This is a genomic window from Rhizobium rhizogenes NBRC 13257, from assembly GCF_000696095.1.
Lineage (GTDB): Bacteria > Pseudomonadota > Alphaproteobacteria > Rhizobiales > Rhizobiaceae > Rhizobium > Rhizobium rhizogenes.
Genome location: NZ_BAYX01000010.1, coordinates 44244 through 69287, shown reverse-complemented (window position 1 = coordinate 69287; position 25044 = coordinate 44244). Strand labels below are relative to the sequence as shown.

Annotated in this window: 20 protein-coding genes; 15 read left to right on the top strand and 5 right to left on the bottom strand. The window is 61.7% G+C overall.

Annotation, left to right across the window (positions count from 1 at the left end; translation table 11 throughout):
* Positions 1 to 82: 82 nt before the first annotated feature.
* Positions 83 to 586, top strand: a complete 504-nt coding sequence (locus RRH01S_RS22585; protein WP_007695637.1) for a winged helix-turn-helix transcriptional regulator — start codon at positions 83 to 85, stop codon at positions 584 to 586.
* On the opposite strand, the gene RRH01S_RS22580 is transcribed toward RRH01S_RS22585, so the two are convergent.
* Positions 587 to 1396 carry a TIGR02186 family protein gene (locus RRH01S_RS22580; protein ID WP_034520208.1) on the bottom strand — a complete coding sequence of 270 codons (810 nt, stop codon included), beginning with the start codon at positions 1394 to 1396 and terminating at the stop codon, positions 587 to 589.
* Complete coding sequence (locus tag RRH01S_RS22575; RefSeq protein ID WP_012650930.1) at positions 1393 to 2319, bottom strand: sulfite exporter TauE/SafE family protein; 927 nt, start codon at positions 2317 to 2319, stop codon at positions 1393 to 1395. The genes RRH01S_RS22580 and RRH01S_RS22575 overlap by 4 nt, the downstream gene beginning before the upstream one ends.
* A 373-nt stretch (positions 2320 to 2692) precedes the next feature.
* On the opposite strand from RRH01S_RS22575, the gene RRH01S_RS22570 reads away from it, so the two are divergent.
* On the top strand, positions 2693 to 2998 hold the full coding sequence (locus tag RRH01S_RS22570) for a hypothetical protein (RefSeq protein ID WP_007695644.1): 306 nt from the start codon (positions 2693 to 2695) through the stop codon (positions 2996 to 2998).
* Between the two features lie 12 nt (positions 2999 to 3010).
* On the opposite strand, the gene RRH01S_RS22565 is transcribed toward RRH01S_RS22570, so the two are convergent.
* Positions 3011 to 6688 (bottom strand): peptidoglycan-binding protein, encoded by a 3678-nt coding sequence (locus tag RRH01S_RS22565; RefSeq protein WP_034520210.1) that lies wholly within the window; start codon positions 6686 to 6688, stop codon positions 3011 to 3013.
* A 479-nt stretch (positions 6689 to 7167) separates the two neighbouring features.
* Between RRH01S_RS22565 and RRH01S_RS22560 the strand changes: the two genes are divergently transcribed.
* Genes RRH01S_RS22560 through RRH01S_RS22550 form a run of 3 tightly spaced genes read left to right on the top strand, consistent with a single transcriptional unit; the run spans position 7168 to position 12433 of the window.
* Entirely contained in the window at positions 7168 to 8964 is a 1797-nt protein-coding gene (locus RRH01S_RS22560; RefSeq protein ID WP_034520213.1) for an acyl-CoA dehydrogenase C-terminal domain-containing protein, read from the top strand.
* A 35-nt stretch (positions 8965 to 8999) separates the two neighbouring features.
* A complete protein-coding gene (locus RRH01S_RS22555) occupies positions 9000 to 10208 on the top strand; it encodes an acetyl-CoA C-acetyltransferase (protein WP_034520215.1) in 1209 nt (402 codons plus the stop codon).
* Between the two features lie 14 nt (positions 10209 to 10222).
* On the top strand, positions 10223 to 12433 hold the full coding sequence (locus tag RRH01S_RS22550) for an FAD-dependent oxidoreductase (protein WP_034520218.1): 2211 nt from the start codon (positions 10223 to 10225) through the stop codon (positions 12431 to 12433).
* A 117-nt stretch (positions 12434 to 12550) separates the two neighbouring features.
* Here the strand turns inward: RRH01S_RS22550 and RRH01S_RS22545 are convergent, their stop codons facing one another.
* Positions 12551 to 13762: an MFS transporter gene (locus tag RRH01S_RS22545; RefSeq protein ID WP_034520219.1), complete on the bottom strand. Its 1212-nt coding sequence runs from the start codon at positions 13760 to 13762 to the stop codon at positions 12551 to 12553.
* A gap of 140 nt (positions 13763 to 13902) precedes the next feature.
* Between RRH01S_RS22545 and RRH01S_RS22540 the strand changes: the two genes are divergently transcribed.
* The 4 genes from RRH01S_RS22540 to galE all read left to right on the top strand — a co-directional run bounded on the left by RRH01S_RS22540 (position 13903) and on the right by galE (position 17719).
* Positions 13903 to 14469, top strand: coding sequence for a TetR/AcrR family transcriptional regulator (locus tag RRH01S_RS22540; protein ID WP_007695651.1), 567 nt, complete (start codon positions 13903 to 13905; stop codon positions 14467 to 14469).
* 250 nt (positions 14470 to 14719) lie between these two features.
* Positions 14720 to 15145, top strand: a complete 426-nt coding sequence (gene mscL, locus RRH01S_RS22535; RefSeq protein ID WP_007695655.1) for a large conductance mechanosensitive channel protein MscL — start codon at positions 14720 to 14722, stop codon at positions 15143 to 15145.
* 147 nt (positions 15146 to 15292) lie between these two features.
* Positions 15293 to 16459: a pyridoxal phosphate-dependent aminotransferase gene (locus RRH01S_RS22530; protein ID WP_007695657.1), complete on the top strand. Its 1167-nt coding sequence runs from the start codon at positions 15293 to 15295 to the stop codon at positions 16457 to 16459.
* Between the two features lie 225 nt (positions 16460 to 16684).
* Positions 16685 to 17719: a UDP-glucose 4-epimerase GalE gene (gene galE, locus RRH01S_RS22525; protein ID WP_007695666.1), complete on the top strand. Its 1035-nt coding sequence runs from the start codon at positions 16685 to 16687 to the stop codon at positions 17717 to 17719.
* Between the two features lie 10 nt (positions 17720 to 17729).
* Here galE and RRH01S_RS22520 read toward each other — a convergent pair whose 3' ends face one another.
* Positions 17730 to 18647 (bottom strand): LysR family transcriptional regulator, encoded by a 918-nt coding sequence (locus tag RRH01S_RS22520; protein ID WP_007695668.1) that lies wholly within the window; start codon positions 18645 to 18647, stop codon positions 17730 to 17732.
* Between the two features lie 171 nt (positions 18648 to 18818).
* Here RRH01S_RS22520 and RRH01S_RS22515 point away from each other — a divergent pair, with 171 nt between their 5' ends.
* From RRH01S_RS22515 to RRH01S_RS22490, 6 genes are read left to right on the top strand one after another with little or no spacing between them, the layout of a single operon-like run.
* A complete protein-coding gene (locus RRH01S_RS22515) occupies positions 18819 to 20027 on the top strand; it encodes an ABC transporter substrate-binding protein (protein WP_007695670.1) in 1209 nt (402 codons plus the stop codon).
* 16 nt (positions 20028 to 20043) lie between these two features.
* On the top strand, positions 20044 to 20826 hold the full coding sequence (locus RRH01S_RS22510) for an ABC transporter ATP-binding protein (protein WP_012650932.1): 783 nt from the start codon (positions 20044 to 20046) through the stop codon (positions 20824 to 20826).
* A 2-nt stretch (positions 20827 to 20828) separates the two neighbouring features.
* On the top strand, positions 20829 to 21530 hold the full coding sequence (locus tag RRH01S_RS22505; RefSeq protein ID WP_007695672.1) for an ABC transporter ATP-binding protein: 702 nt from the start codon (positions 20829 to 20831) through the stop codon (positions 21528 to 21530).
* A gap of 4 nt (positions 21531 to 21534) precedes the next feature.
* Positions 21535 to 22422: a branched-chain amino acid ABC transporter permease gene (locus tag RRH01S_RS22500; protein WP_007695673.1), complete on the top strand. Its 888-nt coding sequence runs from the start codon at positions 21535 to 21537 to the stop codon at positions 22420 to 22422.
* Between the two features lie 2 nt (positions 22423 to 22424).
* Positions 22425 to 23408: a branched-chain amino acid ABC transporter permease gene (locus RRH01S_RS22495; protein ID WP_034520222.1), complete on the top strand. Its 984-nt coding sequence runs from the start codon at positions 22425 to 22427 to the stop codon at positions 23406 to 23408.
* A gap of 11 nt (positions 23409 to 23419) precedes the next feature.
* On the top strand, positions 23420 to 25015 hold the full coding sequence (locus RRH01S_RS22490; RefSeq protein ID WP_034520225.1) for a GMC family oxidoreductase: 1596 nt from the start codon (positions 23420 to 23422) through the stop codon (positions 25013 to 25015).
* The last annotated feature ends 29 nt before the right edge of the window (positions 25016 to 25044 follow it).

The following is a 25044-nucleotide window of genomic DNA, read 5'->3' as shown; positions in this document are numbered from 1 at the left end:
AATCAAAACTGGTTGCTAAAAGCAAGCAGTTGAAAGCTAGATCGACTGATGGCAAAATGCAAGCAGTTTTTTGGAGATCTCTATGGACGCACCTCATCGTTCCGGCTGCCCGATCAATCTGACGCTCGAAATCCTCGGCGACCGCTGGAGCCTGATCATCATCCGCGACATCATGTTCGGCAATCGCCGCCACTTTCGCGAGCTTTTGCAGAATTCGCAGGAGGGCATCGCCTCCAACATCCTCGCCGATCGGCTAAAGCGGCTGGTGGAGCGTGGGCTCCTGACCCGCGACGACGACCCGACCCACAAGCAGAAAGCCATCTACAGCCTCACGGAGATGGCGATCGAGCTCGTGCCGCTTTTTGCCCATATGGGCGCCTGGGGCCGCAAGCACCTGCCAGTCTCCGAAGAGCTGTCGATCCGTGCCGAGTTGCTGGAGGATGGCGGGCCGGCGCTCTGGGAGGACTTTATGGAGGAGCTGAGGGCAAGGCACCTGGGCAAGGTGCTGCCGCCGGGCACGCCGTCGGTGCTTGGACGACTGACGGAAGCTTATCTGGAGGTGGTGGCCCGGAAGAAGAGTGCCTGATCAGCGCTTCCTGAACACAAAACTCGCCGTCCATCCCGTGATCACCGCCAGCAACACTGAAAACATGCCATAGGCAATCGGTTGTCCGTGCGCGGCGTCGGTGATGGTCTGCTCGATGCCGGTCTTGATGACGCGCAGCGGCAGGGCTTTCTCGCCGATGAACTTGCCACTCTTGAAGAGATAGGCGCGCACGGTATGCACGCCGTTCGGCACGTTGGCCGGGAGCCTCAGCGTTGCCTTGAACAGGCTGGAACTGACGAAGCGTACGCCGGCTGGATCGCTTTCGTAGAGGCCGCCGGACTGCTGCAGCCGCCGGAAGGCCTGGCGAAATTCCGGCACATCGGCACCGCTGCCGACGAAACCGACCGGGATGAGCGGAATGTGATCTGTGCCGATGCCGCGGTCGTTCAGTTCGAGCGGCGCGGTGATGTTGTCGACGGCCCGCGTGCTCGATAGCGAATAGGCCTGCGGCACATGCTCGAAGGTCATCGAGCGGGTGTTGATCCAGATGCCGAAGACCCGCTCCTTCTTGCGCACGGTGGCATTTTCGCGGGGTCCCTCCAGCACGACGACGATGTCGTATTGGCCGATCGCCAGAAGCAGCTGGTCGGTATTGGACAGCGCGCCGAAGATCGTCAGATCCGCGCCGGTGAAATCGGAGGTGATGGCGATTTCGCTGGTCGAAGTGCCGATCTCCATCGTCTCGCGCACCGTGGACGAGGTCGTCGGCTGATCGAGCAGCACCTGTGCCTTGGCGCTGAAGGGCGCAAGCAGGAGGCTGGCGGCAAGGATCAGGCTGTAACGTCTCATCGGCCCGATCCTTCGAGCACGACCGAATAGATATCGGCAGGTGTGACCACCAGCGCGATCAACAGGCGCAGGCCGACGGCAAGTACCAGCAGGCCGAGCAGGGCGCGCAGCTGCTCGCCGCGCAGCTTCTGGCCAACGCGCACGCCATATTGTGCGCCGATGACGCCGGCCACCATCAGCAGGAAGGCGAGCACGATATCGACGGAATAGTTGGTCGCCGCCTGGACGATGGTGGTGTAGGCGGTGACGAAGATGATCTGGAACAGCGAGGTGCCGACCACGACATTGGTCGGGATGCGCAAGAGGTAGATCATCGCCGGCACCATGATGAAGCCGCCGCCGACACCCATGACCGAGGTCAGGATGCCGATGCCGAAGCCGAGGGCGATCACCGGGATGACGCTCAGATAGATCTTCGATTTCTTGAAGCGCATCTTTAGCGGCAGCCGGTGCACCCAGCTATGATGCCCCGGTCTGCGGGGTGCCGCCGGCTCGTTGCGGGCGGCGCGGCGCATCGCGTTCAGGCTTTCCCACAGCATCAAGCCGCCGATCGTGCCGAGGAACACGACGTAGAGCAGCGAAATGAAGAGATCGAGCTGGCCGATGCGCCGGAGCAGCGAGAAGATCCAGATGCCGACCGTAGCGCCGGAAAGACCGCCGATCAGAAGCACCGATCCGAGCTTCATATCCAGCGTTCCGCGCCTGAAATGGGTAATGGCGCCGGAGATCGACGAGGCGACGACCTGGTTGGCGCCGGTGGCGACGGCGACGACAGGGGGGATGTTGTAGAAGATCAGAAGCGGCGTGATCAGAAAGCCGCCGCCGACGCCGAACATGCCGGAGAGAAACCCAACGGCTGCGCCCATGCCGAGAATAATGAAGATATTCACGGACAGTTCTGCGATCGGCAGATAGATCGTCACGGTCTGATCCCAGTTGCAGACATCCGAGCGCAAACGAGCGGACGCCTATGGACAATTCCCCATTAAACAGGGGAGCCTAATCTGAAATGATTGCCAGAGCCTTAGGAAAAGCGCTGACATCTCTCAGCTTTTGCAGTCTTCATCCCAACTTAGCGTGGCTTTTTTCGCGATCATGTGACGGTTTTCTTCACGATGCAAAGCCGGCCTAAAGCCGCTATAGGCCTTTTTGTCGTCACAGGCGTGTTGCTAGAATTGGCCGAACACGCACAAGTTTAACACATGAGGGATTCGGTTGCGAAAACTTGCTATTTCGATCTTGGTTGCTGGCATAAGCGTCGCATCGATCGCCGTCGCGCAAGCGGATCGGTCTGTCATGATCGCCAAGCAATATGGGGTCGCAACCGGCCTTGCCGCCAATTGCCCGAACCTGACCCTCAACGAGAGCAAGGTGGATGCATTCCTGGATGCCGAGGGAATTCACAGGGTCGACCGCGTCGAGGGAAGCCCGTTTTATGAGACGGTCAGCGAGGCAATCAAATCCGCCGATGACATGATCAGGCAGTCGGCTGCGGGTAAGAAAAACGACAGCAAGGGCAAGCAGGTTTTCGCCTGCAAGACCCTGCTCGAGGTCGTTCATCGCAATGACAGCGTGCTCAAGGGCTTCCTAGATCCGAAATGAAGCGCGCGACGCTCAGTTGTTGCGTGCCAGCAGTTCCTTGACGAGCTTGTCGGTCACCTTTCCGTCCTGCGGCAGGCCGACTGATTTCTGGAAGCTCTTCAGCGCGGCGACCGTCTTCTCGCCCATGGAACCATCCGGAGCGCCGGCATCGAAGCCGTTGTTGTTGAGGATCGCCTGGATATTGCGGATCGCCTTCTTCATGTCGACCGAGGCGGTGTTGACGCCCTTGCCGGTCGTCCACTCATCGGGGATGTTGGTGCCGTTGGCCCCGGCGTCCAGCGGCTGTACCTTCCAGAGGTCGACCTTGGCGCGGGCGCCTTCAAGCGCGTCCGGCTTCATGGCGTTCGCCACTTCATCACGCTTCTGCGCTGCGTCCTTGTCACCACCCTTGGCGGCGATCGCGAACCATTTGTAGGATTCCTGCAGGTCCTGCTTCACGCCGTTGCCGCGTGCATAGAGGATAGCCAGATTGAACTGACTGTCGGAGACGCCGAGATTGGCGGCCTTGATGAACCAGTTTGCCGCCGTCGGATAATCCTGTGGGCCGGCCGTACCGGAAGCATCGAGGACGGCGAGGTTGTGCATGGCGCTGGCATTGCCCTGATTGGCGGCCTGCTCGTAATAGCTCTTGGCCTTGGCCAGATCGCGGTCGAGGCCGTTGCCCTTCTCGTACATGCTGGCAAGCCGGTATTGCGCCGGCGCATAACCCTTGTCGGCGGCAAGCTGATACCAGCTCGCGGCTTGCTTGAGGTCGGCAGTCACGCCCCGGCCATCCGTGTAGCGCGCGCCGATCTCGAACAGGGCGACGGGATCGCCCGACTTGGCAGCGGCAACGAGCGTCGGCGGCTGCATGCCGTCGGGCACAGTGATCGCGGCGGATGCGGGAGTTGTGGTGGCTGCGGCATCCGTGGGCGCAAAGGCCGTGGTCTGCTGGACGGGTGCTGTGCTGCCGGCCGGCATCAATGCCTCGCTGGTCTGGTTGCCGTCAAGCGGAGCCGCCGTGGTCAGGTGATCGCTGGTGGGCGCGACAGCTGGGGAGGGCTGTGCCGTTCCCGCAGTGCTGTCGGTTGAGGCTTGCGTCGCCGGTGCTTGGCTGGCCGGTGCACTCGCTGTCGCCTGAGCGTTCGATGTTGGCGTTTGGGCGGCGTCGGTCGCCGAGGTGTGTACGGAGATCTCGGTCGGCGCCTTCTGGCCGCGCGTCAGCGTGTTGACCAGCGGGAAGGCCATGATGGCGAGCAGGGCTGCGCCGACGGCAAGCAGGATCGGCCGGCGAAAGCGCGAGAATGCACCGCGCTTCTTGTCGTCGCTCTTGGCTGCGGGAGCCGAGCGCTGCGTCTGGTCCACTTCCATCGCGGCGGCCTGCGCGGCGCGACGGGCGGCGGCGATATAGTCGGCGCGTTCGTTTTCGCTCGGCTGCTTGGCATTGCCGCTGCGCGCGGCATTCTGGCTGGCGCGTACACGCTCCAGGATCTTCTTGATATCGGGAGCGCCCGAGCCCGGCTCGATGAGTTCGTTTGCCTCTTCGGCCGGCATCATGTCGATCGGATCGATCGACGGCGCCGGCTCGATCACGGGCCGGTCGGGCGTGAAGATCGGTTCGGCTTTCTCAGGCGTGAAAAAGCGTTTGCCGAGGCTGGCGAGCAGGCCCGGTTTCACGCCGTCTTTCTTCGCCGCAGCCTTGATCTCCGCCTTGGTGGCGGCGTCGATGGCTTGGGCGACGGCGACTTCCCCTGAGGGCTGGGGCTCCGCCGGAGCGATGGTGCGGATGATCGGGCCAGCCTGCTGCGGCGCAGCCAAAGGCGGCTTGATCGGCGGGGCCTCGGCCTCGGCAAAGACGTCGCTCTCGAAACTGGCGGCGGGCATGGCAGCCGCCGGCCGGCGGTGTTCCATATGGTCGAGGCGATCGGCAATCTGGAGCAGCGTGTCGTGCAGTGCCTCAAAGGTGCGGTGCGTGCGCTCGTCGCTGCTGCGGCTGAGGTCTTCGAGGTGACGAAGGTCCTCGGCTAGCGCCGTCATTGCCGACATGTCGGAGGCATGTGCACCATTGCCGAAGTTGCCTTCGCGTGAATAGGCCTCGACGACCGCTTCCGCCGCGTGGCGGGCCGCCTCGATTACATATTCGTCGTTGGTCGTCATGTACTCTTCGATGGCGCTCATGCGGCGGTCGAAATCGACGGGCATGTGGTCGGCGCCGGGGCGCGGCTCGCTCATCAGCAATGTCGAGAGGTGGGCGATCTGCTCTTCGAGATGGCGCAGCGCCAGCGTGTCGGTCGGCGGCGCGGCGGTGCTGACCTCCAGGCGCGCGGCGATATCGGAGAGGCGGCCCTCCAGCCGGCGAACAGCACCGTCATCGAGGCCAGCCACTGACTGCACCGGATGGGACTCCATTTCGTCGATGCGCCGCGCCAGGTAGTCCAGCCGCTCGGCCAGCACATGGTCGACGGAACCATGGTCGAGCGCATCGATCTTGCGCGAGATGTCGGCGAGGTAGTTGATCAGTTCCGGCTGCGGCACGGCTCTCTGCGAGCGCTCCATCAGCTGGGACAGCTGGTCCAGGCGTTCTTCCAGCCGGGCGACGGTCTTGCTGTTGCCGAGGTCGTCGATACGCATGGCCAGTGCTTCGAGGCGGTTGGAGAGATCGTCCGACGGCTGCTGGCGCGTGGTATCGCGGCTCATCGTGTCGATCTGGTCGGCGATGCCGCTGATGCGGCCTTCGAGCCGCTGCATGGCCTGATCCTGCGGCTTCATCATGCCGCCGAGGCTTTCCATGGCGGTGGCAATCGTCAGCAGCTTGTTTTCCAGCGCTCGCACGGTGGGGCTGTCGCTCATGCTGCCCAGATGCTGCTTGATATCGTCAAGGCGATAGGCAAGCGACACCACTTCGTCCTGCAGGCCGGCGGTATCGATCGCCTGAACCTGGCGCTCGACATGGTGCAGGGACTCTTCGCGGGCAAGCCCGTCCATCAGCGAGCGCAGTTCGTCGAACTCCGCCTTCAGGCCGGTGGTTTCCGGCTTGCCGGGGTGCACTGCGAGCTGGCTGATGCTGTCGGCAAGCCGCGCCATGTCCTCGCGAACGTCGGCGGCAAAATGCTTGTCCTCGGTATTGTCACGGATGTCGCGGATCTCGGCGCGCAGCGCGCTGACCTCGCGGGTAACGCTTTCGGCGATATCGCGCTTCAGGTCCTGGCGCAGGTTGACCAGCGCCTGGGCGATATCGACTGAGCTTTCGGCGGTAGGCCGCAGTGCCGAAGGCAGCGGCGGGCGGGGAGCGTGATGGTCTGCGACGCGTCGGCCAAGCGGCTGCTCGGCCACGGCACTATCCTCACGGCGAGGATGCATGCGCTCGCGGCTGGCCTCCAGCATGCGCTGCCGCTGACGGATTTCTGCAAGGGAGTCGGAACGCAGCTCGGTTTCGGCGCGCTCGGTGCGGAGAGGACGTTCATAGGGACGGCTTGCATAGGCTTCGCGTTCGGTACGCGGCGCCCGCTCCGGTAGGGGGGTGCGTTCCGGCATGACCCGGCGTTCCGGCACTGCACCATAGCCGCCCGCAACACGCTGGCGCGTATCCTGCGCGGCAGCCGTGCCCATCAGGCCCTCGATGCGTGCTTCCAGCCCTTCGATGGTGCGACTCAGCGCATCCAGCGACGTCCAGTCGCCCGTGCCGGTAGGATTTGATCGCGATCCGCTCATCTTTTGCTCGCCTCGACCCCGCTCTGGGCCTTCTTGCTGTGCGGGAGGGCGACTTGGCTTTCTCAGCGCAAGACCGCATCCCACCGTTCGGAAAGGGATGATTTAGTAGACTTTCCTCAGACCGAGCCGCGAAACGGCGCTTCCCCGAACCATATTGATGAAGGAAGCGCGAAGCATCGCTGCTCATCCCGCACAATCTATGAAACGTGGTAAACAACCCGTTAAGTTTTGCCGAAATCTTAACCTTTTATTTCGGTCTTGTTATTGAATATGTTCATGTTCTTATAAATGTGACGGGTACGATACCGGCTGGATCCTGCCTTTGTTCCCGATAGTCCGAAATCGATTGCGACTTCCTCGCCCACCAAAAAAACCGCAGCGCCAGTCAAATTTGACGTTTACGCAAACGTCAATATTTTGTAAGACTACCTCAAAGGCCGGAATACGAGGTCCGGCACCGAATTGGAGGAATTCGAAAAATGCCAGTCTACAAGGCCCCAGTGACCGACACGCTCTTCGTCCTGAACGACGTACTTGGGCTGGAACGCTACAACAATCTGCCGGGCTTTGCCGAGGCCAGCCCCGACATGATCGAGGCGATCGTCGGTGAGGCGGCCAAGCTGGCGGAAGAGGTGCTCTTTCCGCTCAATTATTCCGGTGATCAGGAAGGCTGCGTGCGCCACGACGACGCCACGGTCTCGACGCCGAAGGGTTTCAAGCAAGGGTATCAGGCCTATTGCGAAGGCGGCTGGATCGGCCTTGCCGTGCCGGAAGAGTTCGGCGGGCAGGGACTTCCCTACACGCTGCATGCCGCCGTCGGCGAATATACCTCCGCCGCCAACATGTCGCTGATGATGTATCCCGGCCTGACGCAGGGCGCGATCGCCGCGATCCTCGTGCATGGTTCCGACGAGCAGAAGCGCACCTACCTGCCGAAGATGGTCGAGGGCACTTGGTCCGGCACCATGAACCTCACCGAGCCGCATTGCGGCACCGATCTCGGCCTGCTGCGCACCAAGGCGGCGCCTCAAGGCGACGGCAGCTACAAGATTTCCGGGCAGAAGATCTTCATCTCCGCCGGCGAACACGACATGACCGACAATATCGTGCATCTGGTGCTTGCCCGCATCGAGGGCGCGCCGGAAGGCACCAAGGGCATCTCGTTGTTCATCGTGCCGAAATTCATGGTGAAGGAAGATGGTTCGCTCGGCGCCCGCAACCCGGTTTCCTGCGGCGCCATCGAGCATAAGATGGGCATTCATGGCAACGCCACCTGCGTCATGAACTATGACGAGGCGACCGGCTTCCTCATCGGCGCCGAGAACAGGGGCCTCAACGCCATGTTCGTGATGATGAACGAAGCCCGCCTTGGCGTCGGCCTGCAGGGGCTTTCGATTGCGGAAATCGCTTATCAGAACGCCGCAGCCTATGCTCGCGACCGCATCCAAGGCCGTTCGCTCTCCGGCCCGAAGGCGCCGGACAAGAAGGCCGATCCGATCATTGTCCATCCCGATATCCGCCGCACGCTGATGACCATCCGCGCCTTCAACGAGGCCGGCCGTGCCTTCCTGCTCTGGACGGCGCTGAAGTCTGACATTGCTCATCGCTCGCAGGACGAGAAGGAGCGGCAGGCGGCTGACGATATTCTTGGTCTGGCAACGCCGATCCTCAAGGGCGTCCTGACCGACAAGGGCTTCGATCATGCCGTCATGGCGCAGCAGGTCTTCGGCGGCCACGGCTATATTGAAGAGCATGGCATGAGCCAGTATGTTCGCGATGCCCGCATCACCATGATCTATGAGGGCGCCAACGGCATCCAGGCGCTCGATCTGGTCGGCCGCAAGCTGGCATTGAATGGCGGTCGTGCCGTCATGGCCCTGTTCAAGGAAATCGGCGATTTCTGCGAGGAGAACCGAAACGACGAGCAACTGGGTTTCTTCACCAAGCACCTGAAGAAGGGCTTGAACGATGCCCAGGCCGCGACCATGTGGTTCATGCAGAATGCCATGGCCAAGCCCGACAATGCCGGTGCCGGCTCGACCGACTACATGCACCTCTTCGGCCTCGTCGTCCTCGGCTATATGTGGGCAAAGATGGCAAAGGCGGCGCAGGACGGTCTTGCGAACGGCGACACCGCGCGCGAGGATTATCTGACGAACAAGCTTGTTACGGCGCGGTTCTACATGGAGCGCATCATGCCGGAAACGGCACTGCGCAAGGTCCGCATCGAGGCCGGTGCCGACACGATGATGGAACTGGCGGCGGAAGCGTTTTGAACAGAACGGCGCTTGCCGCCGCAGGGAGATGAGAGATGACTGAGGTTTTCATTTACGACCATGTTCGCACGCCGCGCGGGCGTGGCAAGAAGGATGGATCGCTGCACGAAGTACCGTCCGTCCGTCTGGCCGCCAAGACGCTGGAGGCGATCCGCGATCGCAACGGACTGGACACCGGAACGGTGGACGACATCATCATGGGCTGCGTCGATCCGGTTCTGGACGCCGGCGCCGTCATCCCGAAGGCAGCTGCTTTCGAGGCGGGATATTCGACCACCGCGCCCGGCATGCAGATCTCGCGCTTCTGCGCTTCCGGCCTCGATGCCGTGAATTTCGGCGCGGCCAAGATCGCGCAGGGAGCCGACGATATCGTCATCGCCGGCGGCGTCGAGAGCATGTCGCGCGTTGGCCTCGGCATGTCCGGCGGTGCCTGGTTCATGGACCCCTCTGTCAATTTCCCGGCCTATTTCATGCCGCAGGGCGTCTCTGCCGATCTGATCGCCACCAAATACGGCTTCTCGCGCGACGATGTCGACGCCTATGCCGTCGAGAGCCAGAAGCGGGCGGCCAACGCTTGGGAGAAGGGCTATTTCAAGAATTCCGTCGTGCCGGTGAAGGATATTAACGGCCTGACGATCCTCGACAGGGATGAGCATATGCGCCCCGGTACGGACATGCAGGCGCTAGCCTCGCTCAACCCGTCCTTCCAGATGCCCGGCGAGATGGGCGGCTTCGAAGCCGTCGGCATCCAGGCGCATCCGGAAATCGAACGCATCAACTATGTGCATCATGCCGGCAATTCCTCAGGGATCGTCGATGGCGCGGCGGCTGTATTGCTCGGCTCAAAGGCGGGCGGTGAGAGCATGGGCCTGAAGCCGCGTGGCCGCATCAAGGCCTTTGCCAATATCGGCTCCGACCCGGCGCTGATGCTGACAGGCCCGGTCGATGTCACCGAGAAGCTGTTGAAGCGTACCGGCATGTCGCTGGCCGATATCGATCTGTTCGAGCTCAACGAAGCCTTCGCCGCTGTCGTGCTGCGCTACATGCAGGCTTTCGAGATTTCGCATGAAAAGATCAACGTCAACGGCGGCGCCATCGCCATGGGCCATCCGTTGGGCGCCACCGGCGCGATGATCCTCGGCACCGTGCTCGACGAGCTGGAACGCCGCGATCTGAACGTGGCGCTGGTCACGCTCTGCATCGGCGCCGGCATGGGCACGGCCACGATCGTCGAACGCGTCTGAGGGAGGGGAAAGCAATGGCCTACACAAATTTCACCATCGAGACCGACGCAGACGGCATCGCGCTCGTTACCTGGGACATGCCCGGAAAATCCATGAACGTCTTCACCTCCGAGGTGATGGACGAACTGAACGCCATCATCGACGCGACCGTTGCCGATGCGGCGGTCAAGGGCGTGGTCTTCACCTCGGGCAAGTCCTCCTTCTCCGGCGGCGCTGATCTCTCGATGATCAAGTCGATGTTCTCCTTCTATCAGGATGAGAAGGCGAAAGAGCCGGCCGGCGCCGCGCAGAAACTCTTCGATCTTGTGGGGCGCATGACCGGCCTCTTCCGCAAGCTCGAAACCTGCGGCAAGCCGTGGGTTTCCGCCATTAACGGCACTTGCATGGGTGGTGCCTTCGAGCTGTCGCTGGCCTGCCACGGCCGCGTTGCGTCCAGCGCGAAAAGCGTCAAGATCGCTCTGCCGGAAGTCAAGGTCGGCATTTTCCCCGGCGCTGGCGGCACGCAACGTGTGTCGCGATTGACCGATGCGCAATCGGCCTTGCAGATGATGACGACAGGCCAGTCGCTGACGGCGGTGCGCGCCAAGGCAATGAACCTGGTTCATCAGGTGGTCGAGCCGGATCAGTTGATCCCGGCCGCCAAGCAGATGATCAAGGACGGGCTGAAGCCGGTCGCACCCTGGGACGAAAAGGGCTTCAAGGCCCCCGGCGGCGGTATCTGGACGCCGGCCTCGGCCCAGCTCTGGCCGGCTGCTCCGGCCATCCTGCGCCGAGAGACATCGGGCAATTATCCGGCGGCGCTCGCCATCCTAAAATGTGTCTATGAAGGCCTCCAGGTGCCTTTCGACACCGGCCTGAAGATCGAGCAACGCTATTTCACCCAGGTGCTGCAGACCACTGAAGCCTATTCGATGATCCGCTCGCTGTTCATCTCCATGCAGGAACTCGGCAAGGGTGCTCGCCGCCCGGCCGGACAGCCGAAGACGGTGCTGAAGAAAGTCGGCGTCGTCGGTGCCGGCTTCATGGGTGCTTCCATCGCCTATGTCACGGCCGCGGCCGGCTTGTCCGTGACGCTGATCGACCGCGATCTGGAAGCTGCCGGCAAGGGCAAGAGCGTCGGCGAAGGTCTGGTGAAGGATGCTGTCGGTAAGGGAAGACTGACGCAGGAAGATGGCGCGGCGCTACTCTCCCGCATCACGCCGTCTGCCACCTATCCCGATCTCAGCGATGCCGATCTCGTCATCGAAGCGGTCTTCGAGGATCGCGAAGTCAAAAAAGCGGTCATCGAGGCGGTCGAAGCCGTGCTGCCGGAAGGCGCCATCTTTGCCTCCAACACCTCGACGCTGCCGATCTCTGGCCTTGCGAAGAACTCCAAGCGTCCGGCCGATTTTATCGGCGTCCATTTCTTCTCTCCGGTCGAGAAGATGATGTTGACCGAAGTCATCCTCGGCAAGGAAACGGGCGACCGCGCCCTTGCCGTGGCGCTGGATTACGTCGCCGCGATCAAGAAGACGCCGATCGTCGTCAACGACACTCGTGGCTTTTTCGTCAATCGCTGCGTCTTCCGCTATATCCATGAAGCCTATGACATGCTGATCGAAGGCGTGCCCGCGACCATGATCGAAAACGCCGCCAAGATGGCCGGCATGCCGGTTGGCCCCCTGGCACTCAACGACGAAGTCGCTATCGACCTATCGCTGAAGATCCTCAAGGCGACCGTCGCCGACCTCGGCGAGAAAGCAGTCGATCCGCGCCACATGCAACTGATCAGCCGTCTCGTGGAAGGTGAGGGCCGTCTGGGCCGCAAGAACTCCAAGGGCTTCTATGACTACCCGCCGAAGCCGGCTAAGAAATCGCTGTGGCTGGGCCTGAAGGACCTCTATCCGCAGAAGAAGGCGGACGAGATCGATGTCGCCGTCCTGAAGCAGCGCTTCCTCGCCACCATCGCGCTCGAAGCCGCCCGCACCATGGAAGAGGGCATCGTCACCGATCCGCGCGAAGCCGATGTCGGCTCCATCCTCGGCTTCGGCTTCGCCCCCTATACCGGCGGCGCGCTCTCCTACATCGACGGCATGGGCGTCAAAGCCTTCGTGAGCCTTTGCGAAACGCTGGCCAAGACCTACGGCCCGCACTTCGCGCCGACGGCGCTGCTCAAGGATATGGCAGCCAAGGGCGAGACGTTTTACGGACGATTTGATCCGTACGGCGTGAAAGCTGCAGCCTGAGGATCGACTTCTCTAGAGCATAAAAATGGGCCGTTCCTGCCGGGAGCGGCCCTTTTCATTGTTCTGCGTCTGGTAGGTGGCCGTTTCGCTATCGATAGTAGCGAGTTGGCGGACGCCTTATACCGAAGCCACCATTTTTTTCCGCCCCGCCCTCAGCGCCAGCACGCCGCTGCCGACCAGCAGCAGGATGGCGACCGCGTAGATGTCGGTGGTTTCCGTATATCCCACGGCCTTTGACAGAAATCCGGCCAGGATAGCGGGAAGGCTGAAGGAGAGGTAGCTTTGGATATAGTAGGCCGAGAGCAGGCCAGCGCGTTCGTCGGGCTTGGCGAGCGGCATGATGCTGCGCACGGCGGCGAGGAAATTGGTGCCGAGGCCGGCGCCGGCGATCAGCGTGCCGGCGATAAGGATCGGCACTTGAGCTATATGCACGCCGGCAACGATGGTGAGAATGCCGAGCGTCATGGTGGATATTCCGAACGTCAGCGTCGTTGCTGCAATTTTTTTGCGCAGTAAGAATACAGTCGTCGCAGCGCTGACCGTCAGCGCGGCAACCACTGAGCCACCGACGAGGGGCGCGGTGCTGCCTGTCGTGGTACTCACCAGTGACGGAACCAGCGAGAGATAAAAGCCGGCCAAGGCCCAGACGGCGATATTGATCGGCGTCAATGCCAGCAGCGTTCGGCGGGCTTGCGGCGGGACGGTCACTTCGGGCTTCAGCGAGGCAAGCAGGCCGGCCCTGCGGCGGGTCGTTTCGGGTATCGCCCAGATCAGGATGGCTTGTGCCACGAGGAGGACGAGCGTGACGGCATAGACGAGGAACATTGGCGCCGGCGCATATTGCACCAGGGCGCTGGTGCCCAGCGCGCCGATCGCCATGCCGGTCAGAGGCGCGATGCTGTTGGTGACCGACCCCTTGGCGGGATCGAGATCGACAAGGGCAGCGCCGATGGAGCTTGCCGCCGCCCCCGTGGCAAAGCCCTGCACGATACGGGCGGCGATCAGCCAATTCGGGCCGTCGGCCATTAAAAACAGCGCCATCGCCACCATATTGAGGAGGAGTGAGACGAAGATCACCGGCCGGCGCCCGAGGTGATCGGAGATCGAGCCGACGATCAGCAGCGAGACAAGAAGGGCAAAGGCATAGACGGCGAAGATTACCGTGATCAGCACCGGCGAGAAGGCGAAGGCCTGCTGGTAAATGCGATAGAGCGGGGTCGGTGCCGAAGAGGCGGCAAAGAAGGTGGCGCTGGTGGCGGCATAAAAGAGCGGCGCCAGCCGCCGGCCGAGCGGCGTTTGTGAATTGGCGGTGGATTCGATCGGAGTCATCGATTACATCCTGCCTAAAGCTAAAAAGTTGCGTTAACCGCTATGTAGTACTTGATGCAGATAAAAGCAAATAATTTGCGTTAGTGGCGCGTCCTGTTTTTGCGCGCCGCCAGCAGCAAAGGGAAAGATTGGCATAGATCATGGGTTCCAAGGACAATCCGCGCCCCGGCGGGCGCAGCGCCAGGGTTCAGGCCGCGGTGCACCAAGCGGTTCGCGATATGCTGGCCGTGATGGATCGTGCAGAGGTGACGATCCCGTTGATCGCCCAGCGCGCTAATGTGACGCCATCGACGATCTATCGCCGCTGGGGTGATTTGCAGGAGCTTCTGGCCGACGTCGCCGCTTCGCGCCTGCAGCCGGAGATGGAGCCGGCCGAGACGGGCAGCGTCTATGAGGACCTGCAGGCCTGGGTCGAGCAATATGCCGACGAAATGTCCTCCGGTGCCGGACGGGAGATGACCCGCGATATCCTGTCCGTGCCCGACACGGCCAATGCGGAAAAATGCAGCGGCTACACCCAGCAGCAATTGCGCGTCCTCATAGCCCGGGCACAGGCTCGGGGCGAGCCATTCCCGACGCTTACTGAACTGATGGATTACGTCATCTCGCCGATCATGTACCGCATCCTCTTCGAGCAGCCACCGAACGCCGAGTGCGTTCGCAGACTGATCTCGCGGGTGATATCGACGGCAGCGGCCAAATCCTGACGCAAAGGCCTGAGCCGGGCGAATCACTCACCAGCGACACCAACGTCTTTTCATCGTTTTGGTTGTGTTACCCGCAACTGACGAACAAGTAAGCCGGTGATCGCACTTTAAAATTGCTTCATCGGGGCAGTTACCGTGGGATATACGGTCGCGCGTTAACTATCATGTTGGTTCGCTATTGAAAAATAATACAAAAGATGATGCTAATAGTTAATGATGAATTCAATGGCAACGCGAAGGGGACTAGTCAATGCTGAATGAATTCAAGGCATTTATCGCCAAAGGTAATGTCATGGATCTCGCGGTCGGCGTGATCATCGGCGGCGCCTTCGGAGGTATCGTAAAATCACTGGTTGACGATATCATCATGCCAATCGTGGGCGCGATTTTCGGCGGCTTCGATTTCTCGAATTACTTCCTTGGCCTTTCCTCGGCGGTCAATGCACCGACGTTGGCTGGTGCCCGTGCGCAGGGCGCGGTTCTCGCTTACGGTAGCTTTATCACCGTTCTCATCAACTTCCTCATTCTTGCCTGGATCATCTTCCTGATGGTCAAGGGCGTGAATACGCTGCGGGCGCAGGTCGAGCGCAAGGACAACAAGGTTGCCGAGGCAGCGCCGCCGCCCGCCGATGTCCAGCTGCTTACCGAAATCCGCGATCTTCTCGCCAAGCGCTAAGTCGCTTCGACAGATCCGTTCTTCAAAAGCCTCGGCCTCGCAAGGGCCGGGGCTTTTATTCATCACGGAAATCGATCGGTCGCTAAGGCAAAGTCATGGGATTTCGCAGCCGTTCTGCTCTATGAAGGCGAAAACCGGAGACTTTGCATGTCGATATTGAATAGCCTCAGCCCGCGCGCCCTGGCAGCGCCCGAAAGCGGGATCGTCGAAGTCGTGAATTACGCTCGTGGCCGCGACGGCCTGCTGCCGCTGTGGGTCGGCGAGGGCGATCTGCCGACGCCGGATTTCATCAATCGCGCCGCCATGGCCTCGCTCAATGCCGGCGAAACTTTCTACACCTGGCAACGCGGCATCCCGGAACTGCGTCAGGCCCTGTCGGCCTATTACGCCCGGCACTTCGATGTCTCCCTGCCAATGGAGAATTTCTACGTCACCGGCTCCGGCATGCAGGCAATTCAGCTCTCGGTGCAGGCGATCACCTCGCCCGGCGATGAAATGATCTACTTCTCGCCCGCCTGGCCGAATATCGCGGCGGCGCTGGAGATTGCCGGCGCCCGCTCGGTCGGCGTGCCGCTGCAATTCGAGAATGGTAAGTGGACGCTTGATCTCGAGCGGCTGAAGGCGGCGATCACGCCGAGGACCAAGGGCTTGTTCATCAACACGCCGTCGAACCCGACCGGCTGGACTGCGACGCACAAGGACCTCTCTGATATCCTGGCGCTTGCCCGCGAGCATGGCCTCTGGATCATGGCCGACGAGATCTATGCACTTTACTATTATGCCGGTGGCCGGGCTCCTTCCTTCCTCGACATCAAGGAAGCCGACGACAAGATCTTGTTCGTCAATTCCTTCTCGAAGAACTGGTCGATGACCGGCTGGCGCGTCGGCTGGATCGTCGCACCCGCCGAGATTGGCCAGGTGATGGAAAACCTCGTGCAGTATTCGACCTCCGGCGTGGCGCAGTTCATGCAGAAGGGCGCGGTCGCCGCACTGAACGAAGGCGACGATTTCGTCCGCTCCAACATCGCCAAGGCCACCCGCTCGCGCGATATCCTTTGTGACGCGCTGCTCGCCACCAACCGCGTCCAGACCCTGAAGCCGGACGGCGCGCTTTACGCCTTCCTGAAGATCGACGGCGTCACCGACAGCCGCAAGGCCGCCATCGACATCGTCGACAAGACCGGCGTTGGCCTCGCACCTGGAACCGCCTTCGGCCAAGGAGGCGAACTCTTCCTGCGCGCCTGCTTCCTGCGCGATCCGGCACAGGTGGAAGATGCGGCCGAGCGGTTGAGCCGGTATGTTTTGAGTTTGTGAGCCCATAGGCTTGCTGGCAGATGAATTGACTAAACCCGGCCGCTGAGCCGGGTTTTTTGTGTGTTTGACCCGGATCACTAAAATCCCACCAATCCCGGAAAACCCCTCCTAACCATAGCAACAAACTTCCCCTCCTAACGGCCCCCACAGCGCGCGCTTTTAATCAAATCGCACGAATACAACCCTCATATATCCCCTGCTTAAGACTTGGCGGGGACGCGAAGAATGACGGTGTTGGTGACGGGCGGAGCCGGCTATATCGGCAGCCATATGGTCTGGAGATTGCTGGATGCCGGCGAGGACGTCGTGGTCGTCGACCGTCTGTCCACCGGCTTTCGCTGGGCTGTGCCTTCGGCCGCGCGCTTCTATCTTGGTGATGCCGCCGATGAAACCCTGTTGCAGACGATCTTTGCCGAAAACGATATCGACGCCATCATTCACTTTGCCGGATCCTCGGTCGTGCCGGCCTCGATCGAAGACCCGCTTGGCTATTATGAGAACAATACCGGCAAGACACGCACCCTGATGAGTGCGGCGATCAGAGCCGGCATTCGCCATTTCGTCTTTTCGTCCACCGCCGCAGTCTATGGCTCGCAGCCCGCCGATAGACCGGTGAAGGAAAGCGCGCCCCTCCTGCCAGAAACGCCCTACGGTCAGTCCAAGCTGATGTCGGAGCTGATGCTGCGTGATGCTGCCACGGCGTATGATTTCCGCTATGTGGCGCTGCGCTATTTCAACGTTGCCGGCGCCGATCCGCAGGGGCGGGCCGGGCAATCGACCGATGGCGCCACCCATCTGGTCAAGGTTGCCTGCGAGGCCGCACTCGGCCGCCGCCGTCAGGTGGAGATCTACGGCACCGACTATCCGACGCATGACGGTACCGGCGTGCGTGACTATATCCATGTCTCCGATCTCGTCGACGCGCATTTGATGGCGCTCCGGCATCTGCGTGATGGCGGCCGGCCGCTTGTCGCCAATTGCGGCTATGGCGTCGGCTATTCGGTGCTGGATGTGCTGAACATGGTCATGCGCGTGCATGGCCGTGCCTTCCGGATTCACATGGCGCCGCGCCGGCCGGGCGATACCGCCAGCGTCGTTGCCGACGCCACGCTTGCCCATCGCGAACTGGGCTGGACGCCGAAGTATAATTGCATGGAGACGATCGTGCGCTCGTCGCTGGAATGGGAACTTCAGCTCGCCGACAGATCCGGCTTCGATGCTAGCGGCTTACGCAAGGTGTTCGCGGCACCCAGTCTTTGACATCGGATATTCAAGCCGATCCGTGGCCGAGAAAGGCCGGGGCATTGCGGTGCACTGCTTCCATCAGAAAATCGATAACAGTACGCACACGCGGCGACTGGCGCAGGTCGCGGTGGCAGGTGATCCAGTAGTGACGCTTCAGGTCGACGTCATCCGGCAGCACCATCTGAAGATCCGGATGCCGGCAGGCGATGAAGTAGGGTAATACGCAGAGCCCAAGCCCGTTCTTCGTCGCCGTCAATTGCGCGAAGATGCTGGAACTCTGGAATTGCGGCTTGATGCGCGGATGGATATCGCCGAGATAATCGAGACCGGGCGCGAAGATCATGTCTTCGATGTAGCCGACGAAGGCATGGTCCGGCAGATCGTTACGGCTTTCGACCGGCGGGTGGTTGGCAAGGTAGTCCCGTGATCCATAAACCTGCAGATGGTAGTCGGTGAGTTTCTCGGTGAAGTAGGGGCCGGCTTTCGGCGGGTCGAGCACGACGACGATATCGGCTTCCTTGCGCGACAGCGACATGATCTGCTGGATCGTCACCAGCTCCAGCGAAATGTTCGGATAGCGCGCGGTGAACTCCGGCAGCATGGTGGTGAAGAAGAAGTTGGAAATACCTTCCGGCGCGCTGATGCGTACCACGCCGCGCTGCGCCGCCGAGCCGACAGTCAGGTCCGCCCGCAGCCGCTCGGTTTCCTGTTCCATCCGCTCGGCCGTGTCGATGAAGCGCTGGCCCATGCCTGTCAGCACGTAACCGCGCGGATTGCGCTCGAAGAGCTTGACCTTCAAGGCGAATTCCAGCCGGTCGATGCGGCGTGAGACGGTGGCGTGGCTGCTGCGCAATTGCCGTGCGGCGGTCGAAAGCTGCCCCGTCCTCGCCACGGCCAGGAAAAATTGCAGATCGTCCCAAGTGAAATGCGGCGCGCTCTTCATGTCTTCCCTTCTGTTCAAAAATGAACAGACCTTGTTTGGAATTAGTTCCAAACACCGCTTGCGTCAACGCACGATTTCCGTGATCTTGAATGTTAGGAAAGTCGTTTTGAGGAGAACGGCTCGCCAATTTTGAACAGATTCATGTTTGCCAAATCTCTGGGAGGAGAGGATATGCGAAAGAGTCTCATTGCATCCCTGGCACTTCTGCTTGCATCCGGCACCGCGGCCTTCGCGGCTGGTGCGTCCGACGGTGTGGTGAAGATCGGTATTCTGAACGACCAGTCGGGCGTCTATGCCGACTTCGGCGGCAAGTCCTCGGTGGAAGCGGCCAAGATGGCTGCGGAGGATTTCGGCGGCAAGGTGCTGGGCGTGCCGATCGAGATCATCAATGCCGATCACCAGAACAAGCCGGACATCGCCTCCAACATCGCCAGGCAATGGTATGACCAGGATAAGGTCGATGCCATCATGGAGCTGACGACCTCGTCGGTGGCGCTCGCCGTGCAGGCCGTCGCCAAGGAAAAGAAGAAGATCGATATCGTCACCGGCGCGGCGACGACGGATCTCACCGGTAAGCAGTGCTCGCCCTATGGCTTTCACTGGGCCTATGACACGCATGCGCTGGCCGTCGGCACCGGCGGTGCTCTGGTCAAGCAGGGGGGAGATACCTGGTTCTTCCTGACCGCCGACTATGCCTTCGGCTATTCGCTGGAGCAGCAGACCGGGGATTACGTCAAGGCAAGCGGCGGCAAGATCCTCGGTTCGGTGCGCCATCCGCTCTCGACCAACGATTTCTCGTCCTTCCTGCTGCAGGCGCAATCGTCCGGCGCCAAGGTCATCGGTCTTGCCAATGCCGGCCTCGACACGGCGAACGCCATCAAGCAGGCGTCGGAATTCGGCATCACCCAGGGCGGTCAGCATCTGGCGGCGCTGCTCTTCACGCTCGCCGAAGTCCATGGCCTCGGCTTGCAGGCGGCGCAGGGGCTGACGCTGACCGAGGGCTATTACTGGAACCTCGACGACAAGAGCCGCGAATTCGGCAAGCGCTTCTTTGCCCGCACCGGCAAGATGCCGAACATGATCCATGCCGGCACCTATTCCGCCGTGCTGCAATATCTGAAGGCTGTGCAGAAGGCCGGCACCGACGACACCGAAGCGGTTGCCAAGGAGCTGCACGAAATGCCGGTCGATGACGTCTTCGGACGCGGAGGCACGGTCGGCGCGAATGGCCGCATGATCCACGACATGTATCTCCTTCAGGTCAAGAAACCCGAAGAGAGTAAGGAGCCGTGGGACTACTACAACGTGCTGGCGACCATTCCCGGCAAGGAAGCCTATATCGATCCGGCCAAGAGCGGCTGCGATCTGGTCAAGCCATGACAACGCGGGCGACCTGATGGCGATACCCGCGACAAAGCAACAGGAAGTGCCACGGGTGGTCTTGTCCGCCCGTGGTCTTCGCCGCGATTTCGGCGGCTTCACGGCCGTCAAGAATGTCGATCTCGACGTGCATGATGCCAGCGTCCACGCCCTCATCGGTCCGAACGGCGCCGGCAAGACGACGGTGTTCAACCTGCTCACCAAGTTCCTGCAGCCGACGCATGGCACTATCACCCTGCTTGGCACCGATATCACCCGAACGAAGCCGGACAAGGTGGCGCGCATGGGACTGGTGCGCTCCTTCCAGATCTCTGCCGTCTTTCCGCATCTGACCGTGCTCGACAATGTCCGTGTCGCCTTGCAGCGGTCGAACAATCTGGCGCATCAATTCTGGCTGCCGGTCTCGGCACTGGCGAGCCTTGACGACCGCGCCGAGCAACTGCTCGCGGCCGTCGGCCTGACGAAGGAGCGCGATGCCGTCGCCGCCGATCTCTCCTATGGCCGCAAGCGCGTGCTGGAGATCGCAACGACGCTGGCGCTCGATCCGAAGGTGCTGTTGCTCGACGAGCCGATGGCCGGCATGGGGCTGGAGGACGTCAACACCGTCTCCGCCATCATCCGCGAGGTGGCGCGTACCCGCGCGGTGCTGATGGTCGAGCACAATCTCTCCGTCGTCGCCAATATCTGCCACCATGTCACGGTGCTGCAGCGCGGCGAGATCCTTGCCGCCGGCGATTACGCCACGGTCAGCCAGGACCCGCGCGTCCGCGAGGCCTATATGGGCACGGAGGAGGACTGACGATGGCAGCACTGCTCGAAGTCCAGGGCCTCAACGCCTGGTATGGCGAAAGCCACATATTGCACGGCGTCGACATGAATGTCGCCGAGGGCGAGACTATCACTATTCTCGGCCGCAATGGCGTCGGCAAGACGACGACGCTGCGCACCATCGTCGGCATCGTCCGGGCGCGCAAGGGCAGGATCGCCTTTGCCGGCGCCGACATGATGCAGGTGCCGCTGCACAAGACGGCGCATAAGGGCATCGGCTTCGTGCCGGAGGAGCGTGGCATCTTCTCGACGCTCACCGTCCACGAAAACCTGATGCTGCCGCCGGTGGTGGCTGCGGGCGGTATGACCGTGGACGAGATTTTCGAGCTGTTTCCCAATCTGCACGAACGCCGCAACAGCCCCGGCACCAAGCTTTCCGGCGGGGAGCAGCAGATGCTCGCCATGGCCCGCATCCTACGCACCGGCGTCCGCATGCTGCTGCTTGATGAACCGACGGAAGGGCTCGCCCCCGTCATCGTCCAGCGCATCGGCGAGGTGCTGAGGAAGTTGCGGGAGCGCGGCATGACCATTCTTCTGGTCGAGCAGAACTTCCGCTTCGCGAGCCGCATTGCCGATCGCTTCTATCTGATGGATCACGGCCAGATGGTTGCGGAATTTCCGGTCGGCGAATTGCCGGAACGGATGGGCATGCTGCACAAGGTTCTGGGGGTTTGACGCCATGACCACGATATTCGGCATTCCACTCCAGGCGCTTCTCGGCCAATTGTTGATCGGGCTGATCAACGGCTCCTTCTATGCGCTTCTGAGCCTCGGGCTCGCGATCATCTTCGGTATGCTCCGGGTGATCAATTTCGCCCATGGCGCCTTCTACATGCTCGGCGCCTTCACCGCCTATCTGCTGCTTGCCTATGCCGGCATCGGTTACTGGCCGGTGCTGGTGCTGGCGCCGCTGATTGTTGGCCTGTTCGGCGCTGTGGTCGAGCGGCTATGCCTGCGGCAGCTCTACACGATCGATCCGCTTTACGGCCTGCTCTTCACCTTCGGCATGGCGCTGACCATCGAGGGCACCTTCCGCTATCTCTATGGCTCCTCGGGCCAGCCCTATGCGGTGCCGTCGGCGCTCGCAGGCGCGAAGAACATCGGTTTCATGTTCCTGCCGGTCTATCGCGGCTGGGTGGTCGTCGCCTCGCTCGTGGTCTGCATCGGCACCTGGCTGCTGATCGAAAAGACCAAGCTCGGCGCTTATCTGCGCGCCGCGACGGAAAATTCGGTGCTCGTGCAGGTCTTCGGCGTCAACGTCCCGGTGCTTCTGACGCTGACCTATGGTTTCGGTGTGGCGCTTGCGGCTTTTGCCGGCGTGCTGGCGGCACCCATCTACCAGGTCTCGCCGCTGATGGGATCGAACATGATCATCATCGTCTTTGCCGTCGTGGTCGTTGGCGGCATGGGCTCGATCATGGGCGCCATCGTCACCGGCTATATGCTGGGGGTTGCCGAGGGCCTGACCAAGGTCTTCTATCCGGAAGCCTCTAATATCGTCATCTTCGTGATCATGGCGATCGTGCTGCTCCTCAGGCCCGCGGGCCTCTTTGGCCGGGATGTGTGACAATGACCGATATCACCTCGCCCAAATCCAGCACACGCCCGGCATTGACAGTGCAAAAGCTGCTGCTGGTCGCCGGCCTCGTCGTTCTGATCTGGGTGCCGTTCTTCATCTATCCCATCTTCGTCATGAAGGTGCTCTGCTTCGCGTTGTTTGCCTGCGCCTTCAACCTGCTGCTCGGCTATACCGGGCTGCTGTCCTTCGGCCATGCGACCTTTTTCGGCGGCGCTGCCTATTTCACCGCGCATGCGGTGAAGGAATGGGGCCTGCCGCCGGAACTTGGCATATTGATCGGCGTCGGCGGCGCGGCGCTGCTCGGCCTGATCATGGGTTTCGTCGCCATCCGCCGCCAGGGCATCTATTTCTCCATGATCACCCTGGCGCTCTCCTACATGTTCTATTTCTTCTGCCTGCAGGCGGAGTTCACCAAGGGCGAGGACGGCATCCAGTCGGTGCCGCGCGGCTATCTCCTAGGCATTCTCGATTTGAACAACGCGTTCAACATGTATTACTTCGTGCTGGCGGTGTTCATCATCGGCGTGCTGATCATTTGGCGCTTCATCAATTCACCCTTCGGCATGATCCTGAAATCGATCCGTGAAAACGAGCAGCGGGCGATTTCGCTTGGTTATTCCGTAGCGCGCTACAAGCTCGGCGCCTTCGTCATGTCGGCGGCGCTGGCCGGGCTCGCCGGCGCGGTCAAGGCGCTGGTCTTCCAGTTCGCGACGCTCACCGACGTCGCCTGGCAGATGTCCGGCGAGGTGATCCTCATGACGCTCCTCGGCGGCATCGGCACCTTGATCGGCCCGCTCTTCGGCGCCGGCCTGGTGGCGACGCTGGAAAACTATCTCGCCACCTCGGATTTCCCCGTCACCATCATCACCGGCATCGTCTTCATGGTCTGCGTCCTGCTCTTCCGCCGTGGCATCATCGGCGAGTTCTATGCATCGCGGCTGGGACGGAAGCTTGGGTTTGAGTACCGACGGTAAGCTGGCAGAACATGGATCGTTTCGACTACATCATCATCGGTGCCGGCAGTGCCGGCTGCGTGCTGGCTAACCGGCTGTCGGCGGATCGCAACACCAGGGTGCTCCTGCTGGAGGCAGGGGGCAGTGACAATTACCACTGGATCCACATTCCGGTCGGCTACCTCTATTGCATCAACAATCCCCGCACCGACTGGTGCTTTACTACCACTCCGGAAGAAGGGCTGAACGGCCGCGCGCTGAACTATCCGCGCGGAAAGGTGCTCGGCGGCTGCTCCTCGATCAACGGCATGATCTATATGCGCGGGCAGGCGCGAGACTACGACCTCTGGCGGCAGCTCGGCTGTGCCGGCTGGGGCTGGGATGATGTTCTCCCCTATTTCGTGAAGTCCGAGGATCACCACAGGGGCAAGGACGAGATGCACGGCGCCGGCGGCGAATGGCGGGTCGAAAAGGCCCGCGTACGCTGGGCCGTGCTCGATGCCTTCCAGGCGGCGGCGCGAGAAGCCGGCATTCCGGAAACCGCGGATTTCAATCGCGGCGATAATGAAGGCTCCGGCTATTTCGATGTCAACCAGCGCTCCGGCATCCGCTGGAACACGTCGAAAGCCTTCCTGCGGCCAGCGTTAAAGCAAGGCAATCTCAGCGTCCTCACCAAGGCACAGGTGCGCCGCCTCATCATCGAGGGCGATGCCGTTACCGGCGTCGAATTCCAGCATGACGGGGTGGCGAAGCGCGCCTATGCGACCAGGGAGACGGTCTTGTCGGCCGGGTCGATCGGCTCGCCGCAAATCCTCGAACTCTCCGGCATCGGCCGCGGAGAGGTGTTGAGCGAGGCCGGTATTGAGGTGGTGCGCGAGGTGAAGGCAGTCGGCGAGAACCTGCAGGATCATCTGCAGCTGCGCATGGCCTATAAGGTAACAGGCGTGCCGACCTTGAACGAGAAGGCGACGTCGATGTTCGGCAAGGCGGCGATCGGGCTCGAATATCTCGTCCGCCGCTCCGGGCCGATGGCGATGGCCCCGAGCCAGCTCGGCATCTTCACCCGTTCCGGCCCGGACAAGGAAACGCCGGATCTGCAATATCATGTGCAGCCGGTCTCGCTCGACAAGTTCGGCGATCCCGTCCATCCCTTTCCGGCGATCACCGCCAGCGTCTGCAATCTGAGACCTGAGAGCCGCGGCTCGGTGCATATCCGAAGCCCCGATTTTGCCATGCAGCCGGCGATCAGCCCGAATTATCTCTCGGCATCGCGCGACCGCGAAATCGCGGTGCGCTCCATCCGCCTGACGCGGCGGATCGTGGCGCAGCCGTCTTTCGCCAGGTTTCGGCCGGAAGAGTTCAAGCCCGGCCCGTCCTATCAGACCGATGCCGATCTCGATCGCGCCGCCGGCGATATCGGCACGACGATCTTTCATCCGGTCGGCACCTGCCGCATGGGCGGCGATCCGCTGAGCGTAGTCGATCCGCGCTTGCGGTTCCGGGCGCTGGCAAGGCTCCGGATCGCCGATGCCTCGGTGATGCCGTCAATCACGTCGGGCAACACCAACTCGCCGACCATCATGATTGCCGAAAAAGCCGCCGAGATGATCCTTGCCGACAACCGCTGAGCGCCTATTGATTAGGGAAGCAAGGATAG

Excerpts from the sequence above, each read along its gene's own strand:
- RRH01S_RS22585 (WP_007695637.1), top strand. The coding sequence starts at position 83 with ATGGACGCACCTCATCGTTCCGGCTGCCCGATCAATCTGACGCTCGAA.
- RRH01S_RS22580 (WP_034520208.1), bottom strand. The coding sequence starts at position 1,396 with ATGAGACGTTACAGCCTGATCCTTGCCGCCAGCCTCCTGCTTGCGCCC.
- RRH01S_RS22570 (WP_007695644.1), top strand. The coding sequence starts at position 2,693 with ATGATCGCCAAGCAATATGGGGTCGCAACCGGCCTTGCCGCCAATTGC.
- RRH01S_RS22565 (WP_034520210.1), bottom strand. The coding sequence starts at position 6,688 with ATGAGCGGATCGCGATCAAATCCTACCGGCACGGGCGACTGGACGTCG.
- RRH01S_RS22560 (WP_034520213.1), top strand. The coding sequence starts at position 7,168 with ATGCCAGTCTACAAGGCCCCAGTGACCGACACGCTCTTCGTCCTGAAC.
- RRH01S_RS22555 (WP_034520215.1), top strand. The coding sequence starts at position 9,000 with ATGACTGAGGTTTTCATTTACGACCATGTTCGCACGCCGCGCGGGCGT.
- RRH01S_RS22550 (WP_034520218.1), top strand. The coding sequence starts at position 10,223 with ATGGCCTACACAAATTTCACCATCGAGACCGACGCAGACGGCATCGCG.
- RRH01S_RS22545 (WP_034520219.1), bottom strand. The coding sequence starts at position 13,762 with ATGACTCCGATCGAATCCACCGCCAATTCACAAACGCCGCTCGGCCGG.
- RRH01S_RS22540 (WP_007695651.1), top strand. The coding sequence starts at position 13,903 with ATGGGTTCCAAGGACAATCCGCGCCCCGGCGGGCGCAGCGCCAGGGTT.
- mscL (WP_007695655.1), top strand. The coding sequence starts at position 14,720 with ATGCTGAATGAATTCAAGGCATTTATCGCCAAAGGTAATGTCATGGAT.
- RRH01S_RS22530 (WP_007695657.1), top strand. The coding sequence starts at position 15,293 with ATGTCGATATTGAATAGCCTCAGCCCGCGCGCCCTGGCAGCGCCCGAA.
- galE (WP_007695666.1), top strand. The coding sequence starts at position 16,685 with ATGACGGTGTTGGTGACGGGCGGAGCCGGCTATATCGGCAGCCATATG.
- RRH01S_RS22520 (WP_007695668.1), bottom strand. The coding sequence starts at position 18,647 with ATGAAGAGCGCGCCGCATTTCACTTGGGACGATCTGCAATTTTTCCTG.
- RRH01S_RS22515 (WP_007695670.1), top strand. The coding sequence starts at position 18,819 with ATGCGAAAGAGTCTCATTGCATCCCTGGCACTTCTGCTTGCATCCGGC.
- RRH01S_RS22510 (WP_012650932.1), top strand. The coding sequence starts at position 20,044 with ATGGCGATACCCGCGACAAAGCAACAGGAAGTGCCACGGGTGGTCTTG.
- RRH01S_RS22505 (WP_007695672.1), top strand. The coding sequence starts at position 20,829 with ATGGCAGCACTGCTCGAAGTCCAGGGCCTCAACGCCTGGTATGGCGAA.
- RRH01S_RS22500 (WP_007695673.1), top strand. The coding sequence starts at position 21,535 with ATGACCACGATATTCGGCATTCCACTCCAGGCGCTTCTCGGCCAATTG.
- RRH01S_RS22495 (WP_034520222.1), top strand. The coding sequence starts at position 22,425 with ATGACCGATATCACCTCGCCCAAATCCAGCACACGCCCGGCATTGACA.
- RRH01S_RS22490 (WP_034520225.1), top strand. The coding sequence starts at position 23,420 with ATGGATCGTTTCGACTACATCATCATCGGTGCCGGCAGTGCCGGCTGC.